We start from the raw sequence: 12313 nt of genomic DNA, 5'->3' as shown, positions 1-12313 counted from the left end.
AAAAACCCAGCAAAGGCTGGGTTTTCGTGGAGACAAAAGCAAGTTTATTACTTGATTTTGGCCTCTTTGAACATAACGTGCTTACGTACAACAGGATCAAATTTTTTGATCTCCATTTTACCAGGCATGTTACGTTTGTTCTTATCAGTGGTGTAGAAGAAACCTGTACCTGCTGAAGAAACTAATTTAATTTTATCACGCATTGTAGGCTTCCTTAGATTTTCTCACCACGGGCACGGATGTCAGTTAGTACTGAATCGATACCATTTTTATCGATGATACGCATACCTTTAGCAGATAAACGTAGCTTAACGAAACGGTTTTCGCTCTCAACCCAAAAACGGTGAGAGTGAAGGTTTGGTAAAAAACGACGACGAGTCGCGTTTCTTGCGTGCGAACGGTTATTACCAACCGTAGGGCGCTTACCTGTTACTTGACATACTCTTGACATTGATTTGTCTCCAGAACAACGATAACTGTCGCGTCAATCGATTCCACCTATCAAAAGGTCACTGGATCAAATGACGTATTACTATAAATTAGAGGGCGCATTTTATACAGCAAACAGATCCCAATTTCAATAAGAAAAGGAAAAAAGCTCAATTTTTGTCACATTTTTAGTCAAAAATGACGATTATCTTTAAAAAGAGCTAAAAAATTACACTTAAGTGTAAAGTCATCGCGCTTTAAACTCTGTTACTGTTTTACGAACGCGCGCTATACTGCGTTAAACGCAGATTATACGCAATAAAAATAATAATAATTGACGGTGCGCCTGTTTAATAACTTTGCCGCCGCGATGTTGGAGCGTTTCAAATGCTAGGTAAAGTCCTCTTTGATGTGCAACACCTTTACTACATTCCGCAATATATACCTGTCGCTCGTATGCTGTTAAAAGCGGGTATTTTATGCGAGTTCGTCCTACACCAAGAACTTGGGTTAGATGCTCTGAAACAAGAAGTCATAGAAAAAGAAGGCTTTCGGTTTCAGTTTATTTCAGATAAAACTGAAACGCTTTCTCTTTACACCAAAAGCAACGCTGACTGGATTGTATTCGGAAATCGCCCTTATTTTAATGCGGAACAAAAAAAGCATATTAATGCCCGTCTTGCACTTATGCTGCACGGCATTGGGCCTAAAGCTTGTTATTACGATGTGTCTGAATTTCCCTTCGATGTCAGATTTGTTGAAGGGGAAAGCCGCCTTCAACGGTTACAAAAAATGTATCCCGATAGACATTTTATAAACTCAGGCTATGCGAAACTCGACCCAATATTTAATGCAACTGAACAATTACTCGATTTGTCAGCATTGGGGCTAGATTCAAATAAGCCGACCGTGTTGTATGCACCCACCTTTTTCCCATCAAGTATCGAGTGCTTTCCCCCAAACTGGCCTGAAACATTGAGCAATGTAAATATTATTGTTAAACCTCATTTTTTTAGCCTGACAAAACCTAAATATAAGTCTCAAAAACAAAGAGTTGAAGCCTGGGAAAGTTATGAAAATGTGTATCTGGCAAATGCAAAAGACTTTGATCTACTGCCGTTCATGCAGGTCGCTGATATTATGCTTTCTGATGCATCATCCGCCATTTTTGAATTTGCTTCTATCGATCGTCCTATCGTATGGTGCGACTTTTTTCATACACGCTGGAATTATTCAGGTCTCTTCAATTTCAGATTAAAGAAACGACTCGATCCTGATATCGCATTATTTAACGAGATTTCCCATCGAGCTAACAATGCTTTTCAAGCGAATATGTTAATAGAAGAGTGTTTAAAACAACCGATGGAATTAAGCGCAAATCGTAAAAAAATCACGCAAGAAATGGTAGGCATTACTGATGGTCAATGCAGCAACCGCATTGCCGAATATCTTACAACACAATAATCAGGTGGTATTTTGAGACGCGTTATAACCTTCGGAACATTTGATGTACTGCACATAGGTCACATAAGAATACTTAAACGTGCTCGCGCAGAAGGTGATGCTCTCATAGTGGGCCTTTCTTCAGATGAACTCAATTTGAGCAAAAAAGGGCGAAATCCTATTTACCCCTACCACAGCAGAGAGGAATTACTTGCATCCCTGCGCTTTGTCGACAAAATTTTCACAGAAGAATCTCTAGAAAAGAAACGCGACTATATCATTCAACACCAAGCGGACGTGCTGGTCATGGGAGATGACTGGCACGGTAAGTTTGATGAGTTTAAGGATATATGCGATGTGGTTTATCTACCCCGAACTCCCTCTATTTCAACCACTGAAATTATTGAAATAATAAAGGATAGTAACGAGTAAGCACGGAATTGCTGTTATTCCGTGCTTACCAAACCCGCTAGTCGTAAAACGGTGAGCGTACTGCCGTAGAATCGATAAGACGCACGGGACGTCTTAACACCTGGCCACCATCACGAGAGATCGGCACCCATGGGAATGTTCCTCGACCTTTCGAAGGTTGCAGCAAGAATAAGTCTGAAGGAATTGAGATATAGAAACCTTTGGTAAAGCTACCTTCCCCATATTCTTCAGATGAGACATCGGTGAAAGCCGCATAAGCCCCCACAACAATCCCACTATCGAAACGTTTTGCGAAATCGATATTCACGCCTTTGTCTTTTGCTAAAAATTGCCCAGCACTAACGGTTAATTGCGTACCTTTCAGCATTTCAGGTTGCCAATACACGCTGGCATGGCCGGTGATAGCGTCATAATCTAAGGTTGAATATTGGTTGTAGGGGTCCCGCTGCTGCACATAGTTTATGTCAACCCCATATGCCAATCGGCTATCAACAGGACGATATAAAATCTCACCACCGACACCTGCAAACATAGTTTCTAGATAACCCGCGTATACCTGCCCAAATACGTTCTCACTAATATTGTCTTTATAGTGAATGAAGGCGGTATCCATGCCCACTTTATTCTCAGACACATACTCTCGTACCCGCGTTCTTACTCGCGGTAATGCAGTTTCTTCGTTATCAACCAAAAAGTTAAATTTATCAAAGTTATCTAATAAGGTTACCCGCGCACTGCCCATAACAGATAGCTTATTATTAAACGCATATCCTGCATTCAAAATTAGACCTGTTTGATATAAATAGAAGTCTTCAGGATTACCGAATGATTGCGTCCAGAAGAAGTTAGCGTTATAGAACAGCCCATGGGTGTTCGTAGGCTCATAAGCATCCATCATCTCTTTGGAAGGTGTAGTACGTGCGTATGACGTGGTGATGTCCGCATCTATCGACTCATAGCGTGCTGCCGCAATAAACGGTTCAGCATCAATTGTGGTATCAACCATGGGCTGACCACCGCTATTTTCAACAATGTGATATTTCGTCACTGAATCTGGAAGTTCTGAGGCAACAATGCGCCCTATCCGCTCAATCGCTTCATCTTGGTCGCGGTAAGCGAACTGGGTACCATAAAATACAGCTTTATCTTCTTCAATACTGGCATCAGAGAGGGCAAATCCGGCTGAGCGATACAAGGTATTGTACAATCTAGATTTATCAACGTTGTCGATAGTGTCAGGTACTTGCCTAGCCATTAAAGTTTTGGGTGGTTTATCGTACTTAGCTTGGCTTAAGGTGTTCATGTTGAAGCGATACGTTACGCCAAAACCAAACGTGTTTCCGCGCTGATAATTCATACTGAAATCAAATTCTTTCCAGCGATATACCGCGCCCACATTCCAACGAGAATCTTGCTCTAATTCCCCAGCCCTATCCAACGAATAATCGTTACCTTCAAACTCAAGTTTAAGGGTTAATGGCTCCCAAGGTGTTTGATATTCGATACCACCAAAAAAGGCCGTCGTTCCCTTGAAAAATTGGTCGTAATCAACTTTTCCACCGCGCCCAGAAAACCCCGCGGGTCGATCACAGTAACTGTCTCTAAACTCACAAAGCGGGTTAGTAATATCGTCTGCCGTGCCTAAGTAGCCCCAACCTAAGCCTAAGTGAACATCAAAAGGTCCAAATGATTTACTGGCGTTAATATACTCGCTTTCGAAGAAGCCTGTACCACCAAAATCGCGAAAACCAACGGAAATATCTGGCGTATAATAGCCTTCTTTCCACAACCTAAATTTTACATCTAAGCCTTTATCTTTAAGGGTTTGGTCACCACTAAACGACTCAACATCGCTATAAAACTGCGTTCGCACGTCAGTATAGCGAGCCGTAGCTTCCATCCAATCGAATAATTGTAGGTTGACTGACCAAAAGCGATATTCACCATTGTCGGTATAATTTATTGCAAATCCCCCTTCTTCACGCATACGCGCTGTAGGGGTTTGGATAAGCCCGTTCCCACCTTGTACCATTTGCGAAGGGGTAACCCGGAACTCGGTATCAACGGTATCTGTATCAGCCAAGACGGGACAGGCTGATGCACTAATGATGAGTGCTAACGATGTTTTCTTATAAGGAAAAGCGCTCATTGAGGAAGGATCCTATGTACTGCTAAATTTGCGATGCGGGTATTGAGTGCATCCAAGGTTGAACTGAATATCTGTCCCGTGATGGGTACATAAATTTGGCTTCCTGGCATTAATTGTGAGTAATCTATATTCCAGTAAGCAATACCACGTTTCTCTATCTCGCCCATTGGGGTAATCACGAAAACATGGCTTTTATCAGCGTCTGTGGCTTTAGTGACTGACTTTGCAGTAGAAAAAATAGAAAGATCATTACCGTGTCTGTAAGCACCAGGTTTAATAACTAACCCAGAAAAGTGTATAACTGATGGACGAGGACTAATGCGAAGCAAATATCGTCCAGGTTGAAACATAGGATTTTCTTCAGCATTCAAACGTGCACGGTTATAGGATATTGGCGTGATAATACGCGTAGATACTGTCCATGAAGAGACTTGCTGATACAGGTTTTCTAATGCGCGGTATGTATCGCTGTTCGCATTGTAATCTTTCAATACCATACGAATTTCTGATAAAACAGCGTCTTTTTCGCGCTCAGCATAAGCATCATTTAAGTTATATATGCCTGATGTTGGCCAATACCAATCACCAGATTCAGCCACAATTGACAATACACTGTTAAGCCTAATGGGCTGCGCGAACTCGTAAGATTGCTTATTAATTATGATAGTCACTTGGGCAGATACAGACGCGGAAAATAGCAAAAGCCAAAAGCTCATTAGTAAGGTAATAAAAACTCTCATTTTATTTACTGCTCCTTACTTTTCATTAAACGCACTACTCGACTTAAATACACCATGTCGTAGACATCACCTTGTGGGCTTAACTTTTGCGTAGAGGCTAAAAGCTGTTTCGATTTTGCGTCAAGATAGTAAGTATTTTCCCATTCCAAATGGGTGTCGATATAAGGCGTGGTTTCTGGAAAAATAACACTTTCCGTTATTTTAGTGACCGTAAAAATGGTATCTAGATAGGTTTGGCTTTCCTCACCGTGCACTCGCCATGTAGAGCTAACAGGTAACCCGTAACCTACATTTTCTAAGTCGAGTTTTCTTTGCCACGAGTAGGCTAAAACATCGTTGCTGGCCAAGGGGTTATGCTTTAAATTTCCCGTATAGTACAACTCATTATCTAGCCCTTCAGTGCGAACAATCACGCCATGATGCATGGTGAAGATAACCTTATCGCCTGATACCCAACGGTATTTATCACCATCAATATAGGCAAGGGCAAGTGAAGCAGCATCACGTCCACCCGCTTTAATTTGTAATAAATCGGCTTTGCTTGCCGCTATTTCATCTACGGTGTAGGAAACGGTGCGATCCTCAAGGGCAAGACTAACAGTTTTAATATAGGCATTAATGGTAGTGGAGCACCCTGAAACAAGAAGAGATAACAGGCTGATAGTAGTCAGTAAAAGGGATTTTTTCATTGAAAATTTCGACAACTGTTATTTAGTAATAAGAACACTTTCTTGGTATAAATAAAAAAGCCGCTAATGAAAGCGGCTTTTTCGAAACTATTTATTATTACTGTACGGTCGGTGCGTAAGTAAATGTCACTGGAACCGTGATAGTAGAGGTTGCAGTTGCAGTACCTGTAACTGTAACTGTGTTAGTAGTACCAACACAAACGCCATCTACTAATGGATCATCGCCTTCACAAGTAGCTGTACCTTCATCATCAACAGCTGTTGATGAATTGTTAGAAACCACACCAGCAACAACGCCAGCAACAACAGCAGCAGTCGCTACAACTGGAGCAGTTACAGCGCCAAGCCCTGTAGTTCCAGCTCCGCCTTCGGCATCTTGAGCGCTAACACCAGCAGACATAGCAGCTGCTGCGAACAATGCAATAATTGACTTTTTCATATTAGTCCTTTCAGAAAATTTACCCATTAGATTGATATGCTAAATCATTTTCAACGATTTGACTAGATTATATTCGATGAATGACTAACAAAATCTATATTAACAGGCCTCGCTGGGCAAATGAAACCGTTTCCGTGTCTCCGACCACAAAATGATCTAAAACAGAAACATCGATCATTCCCATCGCATTTTGGATCTCCCCGGTCAGCCTAATATCTGCCTGACTCGGTTCAGCAACGCCTGAGGGGTGATTGTGAACTAAGATCACGGCCGCTGCATTATCTTTGATCACTTGCTTTAAAAGTTCTCGAGGATACACCGCCGCACTATTAATTGTTCCGGTAAACATGGTTCTACAAGCAATAAGTTGGTGCTGACTGTCTAACATTAACAGCAGGAATTTTTCTTGCTGACAGTCTCGTAGTTTTGCTTGCAAGTAACGCTTCGTATCATCCACATTATTAAATACGTCTTGTCGAGCAAGTGGAATTTCTAAGTTTCGTCTAAATATCTCAAAGGCAGCTTGAAATTGTGCAAATTTACAAGCGCCGAGGCCATTTACATCGGTAAATTCGGCTTCGTTTGCCACGACTAAACCTCGTAGCGATCCCACTTTTTCTAACAGATCTCTGGCCAAACCTACTGCGGTTTTCCCTGCCACACCTGCACCTAGCATAACGGCAATCAACTCAGCGTCACTTAAGTATTCTGCGCCATAATAAAGTAGTTTTTCCCTTGGCCGTTCTTTAATAGGCCACACTTTTATCGACATTATCAATTTCTCACACACCAAATGAATATAGGGTTTATAGCGCAGTAGTCTATTTACAATCGACTGATCATTGGGCGAGTTCTTGTTGAAATGACATACTATTTTGTTGTTCGAGTCGGTGAATGTACTTTTGTTCAGCTACCGCAAAAATCGCCATCATGATAGTCTTGGGTTACGTAAAAAATGATGTTTCAAATATGTCTTTAGCCAATAAAAATGTTCTGCTTGGTGTTAGTGGTGGGATTGCCGCCTATAAAACCCCTGATTTAGTGCGTAAGCTTACCGCGCTAGGCGCGAATGTACGCGTGGTATTAACGGGGTCAGCGGCTGAATTTGTAAGCCCGCTTTCGTTACAGGCGGTATCTGGTAACCCGGTACACCAACATTTGCTAGACCCAGCTGCAGAAGCGGCAATGGGTCACATTGAGTTGGCTAAATGGGCTGATGCGTTACTTATCGCCCCCGCTACAGCCAATATTATGGCTAAGCTGGCTCATGGATTGGCTGACGATTTGCTCACCACTTTATATTTAGCCACAGAAGCGAAAACTTTTATTGCCCCTGCAATGAATCAGCAAATGTGGAAGGCCACGGCAACACAAGTAAATTTAGGCATCTTAACGCAGCATGGTGCGTTATTTATAGGTCCAGCTGATGGAGAGCAAGCTTGTGGTGATGTAGGCTCTGGCCGCATGGTGGAGCCAGTAGAAATAGCTTCTACCATCAACCGAAACCTAAGCGCACCAAACGATAAGATCTTGTCAGGTAAGCACGTCCTAATTACAGCAGGCCCAACCCGAGAACCACTGGATCCGGTCCGCTACATCTCCAATCATAGTTCGGGAAAAATGGGTTTTGCTATTGCTGACATGGCCATTAAAGCAGGCGCCGACGTCACCCTTATCGCAGGGCCAGTAAACTTGCCTACCCCTGATGGATGTAAGCGTATTGATGTCACTACCGCTGATGAAATGTTAGTGGCATGTGAGCAAGCGGTTTCTCATTCCGATATTTTTATAGCTACGGCTGCGGTAGCTGATTATAGAGCAGTGCAGGTTGCCGAAAATAAAATTAAGAAAATCGGTGATGAGTTAACACTTACTTTTGTTAAAAACCCTGATATTCTAGCAACGATTGCAACGCGAACTGATAAGCCTTTTTGTGTTGGATTTGCTGCAGAAAGCCAAGATGTGGAGTTGTACGCCCGTGGAAAGCTGAAAAACAAAAAGCTTGATATGATTGCGGCAAACGACATAACTGCCGACGGACTTGGCTTCAATAGCGATAATAATGCGTTACATGTAATTTGGGACGATGGCGATAAACACCTACCTGCCACCACAAAACCTAAGTTAGCTGAAGCATTGTTACTACTTATTGCGAATCGATTTAACAGTAAGAATATTGTTCAATAGCCAAGCTTAGAACATCATTTAAAAATAAAAAATAACGATATACGCTAATACAAGTATTCAGCGTGTCGATAATAACAAGAACTCATCATAACGATTTGGCCTGAGCCAACTTAACATGGAACGGACTTCTTAAGTCCGGTTGCGGAGGAATTATTCTCATCATGCCTGCTGTCAAAAAAACAAATCGCAGAGCCCAAATTCTGCAAGCCCTAGCGGGAATGTTGGAAACAAACCCTGGTCAACGTATCACTACAGCAAAATTAGCTGAAAAAGTGGGCGTTTCAGAAGCGGCGCTATATCGCCACTTTCCAAGTAAAGCCAGAATGTTCGAAGGACTCATTGAGTTCATCGAAGAAACCTTGTTTACCCGCATTAATAAAATAGTTAACGAAGAGAAAGACTCGCTGACTCGTTGTCAGCTAATTCTTCACCTCATTTTAGGCTTTGCCGAAAAGAACCCCGGCATTACCCGTATATTAAACGGTGATGCATTAATGGGAGAGCAAGACCGACTTCGCGCTCGTATCGCAAAACTCTTTGAACGTCTTGAAACCCAGCTTAAACAAGTACTCCGTGAACGAAAGTTGCGTGAAGGGAAAACCCTATCAGCCGATGAAGCGATAATTGCTAACATGCTTATTTGTTACACCGACGGCCGCATTAACTTGTTTATTCGAAGTGGTTTCACCCGTAAACCAACTGAACAGTTCAATGAGCAATGGGCAGCTTTTAAGCAGATGTTTGTATAAGGCAGATCTCAGATTAGAAAAAGGCGCTTTAATACAGCGCCTTTTTGATTTGTGTGGGGTTAAATAATTTCAGCAAATTAGATTTTATTTATTTTCGTCTTTAATAGTTAATTAAGAAAATAACCTTCTCTCTAATAGCTTGAAGTTAACTTTCCAATTTGTTCTTAGCTTATGCTTAAAAGCGCCAGCGCTGTTTAACTGAAGATCTTCAGCATTAGATTTGAAATTTTCTAATGCTTGCGGGTGCAAATTAAATGAATCAATAGCACTCTTTGCTACGTTACCGTAACCTTTATATTCATTTGCTTTGTTTTCAATGTGAATAACTGACATCCACAACCTTTTACCACGTAAAGGAGTAACTTCTTTTACACTGCGCCAATAGCCATGCCTTTCCTGAGTCCATATTGTTTTAAAGTTTTCACTCTTTTCAATCAAACTCATAAATGGGTTGTGAACATGTGAATGCAGACCAAATCTTACCCGTGGCGAAACCTGTAGCGTATATCCGTCAACGAAATCGATAACTCTAAACTCTTGCTTAGAGAATTGATTGTGTACTTCTTTTACAAAATCTTGATGAAGACTGTCGTAGTTATCTAGCCTCGTTGTAATTAAATAAGGCGTTGTGAGACGATTTTTTATTTCTCTGGTAATAGACGGTAAAAAATCGTCCATTCCATCTGCATAAATAGGTATGAATTTGGAAAAATTTGAAGAGAGCTCACTAATTTTTTCACGAAAGAGTTGTGGTGTCGTTTTATCGAAAAACACTAACCATTCAAAATCCTTTTTAGTTTGCGCTTTTATCGAAGAATAGCAATACTGTTCAAACAGCTCTAATCTATTCTCCATCCACTTATCGGTTAAAACTTTAGATTGAGATTTTGTCTCATCCCAACCTTTTTTCCTAAGATTAAAGCGCGTCAATATAAAGTGCTGAAACATAATGATGCCATTAAATATTTAGAAGATACTTTTTTACTAATTGATAACTCAAACGTAAAAATTCCATGTAATCCCTGATTTAGAGTAAAAAAAAGCTTACTAGTTCTGTATTAGTAAAAAAATAAGTTTAAATATTCTCTAATATCATCTTCCAAGTGCAACATCGCTCATTTGCGTACAATCATCATGGTGGTATAAGGCTAGAATGTTTTCTCTAGCGAATATCAACAACGACTCTATCTCGTTACATCGATACAGGTTATGTTTAACCTCAATGGGCTTTCAAATCGCATAACGTAGTTCGCACGTTACCTACAAAAAAGCAGCATAGATATGCTGCTTTTTTATTTAAGATAAAGCTACGTTATTTACTAAACGTATTCCCGAAGAAATCACCCTCATTCCATTTCGGTTTCTCTTCTTGATTAGCTAGGGTCCAACCAATTTGCGCATTTACTTTGGTAAAGGCTTCAGCAGCATTCCAATTAAATGGCTGGTTAATATCGTCGCTAGGTTTGTGATAATTCGTTGATAAGAAGTGACCAAACACTTTACTACCATCTACCTCTGGATCTTTTGATGTTAAACCAGGAACTAAAAATACGGCTGGTACGCCTTGTTTCACAAATGCGTAGTGATCTGAGCGAGTAAATAGCGCTTGGTCTGGCCAAGGATCTGGGCTTAATGAAATATCAGCATTACTTGCAGCGGTTTCAACCGACGCTTTCAAATCACTGTGGTTTGCACCAAACGCAATTACGTCGGCAAACTCATAGGTTAAAATGGGCATATCAAGGTTAACGTTTGCCACCATTGACGTCACCGGCACGGTAGGATTGCGAGCAAAGTAATCTGCCCCTAATAATCCTTTTTCCTCACCTGTTACCGATACAAACAATATCGAACGTTTAGGTTTTACGTCCATTTCGCTAAATAAGCGTGCAGTTTCTAGCATTACCGATGTGCCAGAGGCATTATCCATAGCGCCGTTGTTGATATTGTCTTTTTTAACTGTTTTCGCGAAACCAATGTGGTCAGAGTGCGCGGAAAAGACGACATATTCATCTTTAAGGGCGGGATCTGAACCTTCAAGCACGCCAACAACATTCGGGCTAGTCACTACTTCGTGAGTGCTCTTTTTACTTAAGCTTACTGTGCCAGGTAATGCAAAGCCGGTGGGGACTTTATCCGCCTCAAGATCGGCATAAATATCGTCAAGTTCCCGCTCAGCTCCTTCAAATAAGGTTTTTGCTGCAGCTTCACTTAAATAAGCACCGCCTTTAATTTGCGGGAAGGTATTGGCAGGTTGACCTTCGTCGTTTAACCAAGCCATACGCGGTGTATGAATATAGCTTAAGCGACTTTGATAAGGCCGTACTTTTTCGTTTTTAGGCGTGGTGATGGTGATCATGCCAATTGCACCATGCTCAGCGGCGTATTTTTGCTTTTGATACCCTGAGGCAAAATGAGCCCCTTCTTCCGAAGGAAAATCACTGGGTTTACCGGCTAGGGAAACCACAATTTTGCCTTCCACATCGATATTTTCATAATCGTTATGAGACAACTCGTCAGCCACTATGCCATAGCCAACAAACACAAGTTCGCCAGAAACATTAGCATCTACACTAAGTAAACTAGGACCCGCTAAATATTCTTTGGGATAAGCAAAATCAATTTTTTCGCCATTACGGTTAAGCGTAAATTCAGGGGACTCTTGCAATAGATTGGCTTTACGGAAGCTCACCTGCTGCATGTAACCTTCGGTGCCTGCTGGCTTTAAACCGTATTTTGCGAATTCTGTCGCAATATATAACGCGGCAATTTCATGCCCTCGAGAACCCGTATCACGACCTTCAAGTAAGTCATCGGCTAAGAAAAATAAGTGTGACTTTATACGCTGAGTATCAGGGTTAAAGCTATTTTCTGTCGTTTCATGGTTATGCGCAGTGGCAGCCAATGCCATCGCCGTCATCGCACTTCCAAGTAATAGTTTTTTTATCATTGTATTTCCACTATTTTTAAGGTCTTTACATAGTACCTTACCCTAACGATTCCGTAACGTTTAAGCCTAACGATTTTCGACCATTGCCCGTATTCATAGACCATTG

At 41.4% G+C, this 12313-nt stretch carries 13 protein-coding genes; 4 read left to right on the top strand and 9 right to left on the bottom strand.

The window, feature by feature from the left end:
- Positions 1-47: 47 nt before the first annotated feature.
- Both rpmG and rpmB read right to left on the bottom strand, forming a co-directional pair.
- Complete coding sequence (gene rpmG, locus FLAVO9R_RS00130; protein ID WP_013786148.1) at positions 48-203, bottom strand: 50S ribosomal protein L33; 156 nt, start codon at positions 201-203, stop codon at positions 48-50.
- 11 nt (positions 204-214) lie between these two features.
- On the bottom strand, positions 215-451 hold the full coding sequence (rpmB, locus tag FLAVO9R_RS00125; RefSeq protein ID WP_013786149.1) for a 50S ribosomal protein L28: 237 nt from the start codon (positions 449-451) through the stop codon (positions 215-217).
- 365 nt (positions 452-816) lie between these two features.
- Between rpmB and FLAVO9R_RS00120 the strand changes: the two genes are divergently transcribed.
- The gene (locus FLAVO9R_RS00120; protein ID WP_159527899.1) at positions 817-1893 is read left to right on the top strand and encodes a CDP-glycerol glycerophosphotransferase family protein; all 1077 of its coding nucleotides are present in this window, start codon (positions 817-819) and stop codon (positions 1891-1893) included.
- A gap of 12 nt (positions 1894-1905) precedes the next feature.
- Positions 1906-2304: an adenylyltransferase/cytidyltransferase family protein gene (locus tag FLAVO9R_RS00115; RefSeq protein WP_159527898.1), complete on the top strand. Its 399-nt coding sequence runs from the start codon at positions 1906-1908 to the stop codon at positions 2302-2304.
- A 37-nt stretch (positions 2305-2341) separates the two neighbouring features.
- Here the strand turns inward: FLAVO9R_RS00115 and FLAVO9R_RS00110 are convergent, their stop codons facing one another.
- From FLAVO9R_RS00110 to radC, 5 genes are all read right to left on the bottom strand, one after another.
- Entirely contained in the window at positions 2342-4453 is a 2112-nt protein-coding gene (locus FLAVO9R_RS00110; protein WP_159527897.1) for a YjbH domain-containing protein, read from the bottom strand.
- Positions 4450-5193, bottom strand: coding sequence for a capsule biosynthesis GfcC family protein (locus FLAVO9R_RS00105; protein ID WP_159527896.1), 744 nt, complete (start codon positions 5191-5193; stop codon positions 4450-4452). Before FLAVO9R_RS00105 ends, FLAVO9R_RS00110 begins: the two co-directional genes overlap by 4 nt.
- A 5-nt stretch (positions 5194-5198) precedes the next feature.
- Positions 5199-5882: a YjbF family lipoprotein gene (locus FLAVO9R_RS00100; RefSeq protein WP_159527895.1), complete on the bottom strand. Its 684-nt coding sequence runs from the start codon at positions 5880-5882 to the stop codon at positions 5199-5201.
- 97 nt (positions 5883-5979) lie between these two features.
- Positions 5980-6321 carry a hypothetical protein gene (locus tag FLAVO9R_RS00095; RefSeq protein ID WP_159527894.1) on the bottom strand — a complete coding sequence of 114 codons (342 nt, stop codon included), beginning with the start codon at positions 6319-6321 and terminating at the stop codon, positions 5980-5982.
- Between the two features lie 94 nt (positions 6322-6415).
- Positions 6416-7093 (bottom strand): RadC family protein, encoded by a 678-nt coding sequence (radC, locus tag FLAVO9R_RS00090; RefSeq protein WP_159527893.1) that lies wholly within the window; start codon positions 7091-7093, stop codon positions 6416-6418.
- A 197-nt stretch (positions 7094-7290) separates the two neighbouring features.
- Here radC and coaBC point away from each other — a divergent pair, with 197 nt between their 5' ends.
- Together coaBC and slmA are read left to right on the top strand one after the other, a co-directional pair.
- Positions 7291-8508 (top strand): bifunctional phosphopantothenoylcysteine decarboxylase/phosphopantothenate--cysteine ligase CoaBC, encoded by a 1218-nt coding sequence (gene coaBC, locus FLAVO9R_RS00085; protein WP_159534309.1) that lies wholly within the window; start codon positions 7291-7293, stop codon positions 8506-8508.
- Positions 8509-8669: 161 nt separating this feature from the next.
- Entirely contained in the window at positions 8670-9257 is a 588-nt protein-coding gene (slmA, locus tag FLAVO9R_RS00080; protein WP_013786158.1) for a nucleoid occlusion factor SlmA, read from the top strand.
- 111 nt (positions 9258-9368) lie between these two features.
- Here the strand turns inward: slmA and FLAVO9R_RS00075 are convergent, their stop codons facing one another.
- Positions 9369-10205, bottom strand: coding sequence for a glycosyltransferase (locus FLAVO9R_RS00075; protein WP_159527892.1), 837 nt, complete (start codon positions 10203-10205; stop codon positions 9369-9371).
- A 364-nt stretch (positions 10206-10569) separates the two neighbouring features.
- Positions 10570-12207, bottom strand: a complete 1638-nt coding sequence (locus FLAVO9R_RS00070) for a M28 family metallopeptidase (protein WP_159527891.1) — start codon at positions 12205-12207, stop codon at positions 10570-10572.
- Between the last annotated feature and the right edge of the window lie 106 nt (positions 12208-12313).

This window comes from Alteromonas sp. 38, assembly GCF_902506055.1.
Taxonomy (GTDB): Bacteria; Pseudomonadota; Gammaproteobacteria; order Enterobacterales; family Alteromonadaceae; genus Alteromonas; species Alteromonas lipotrueae.
The sequence above is the reverse complement of the archived record's forward strand: the minus strand, read 5'-3'. Positions and strand labels throughout refer to the sequence as shown.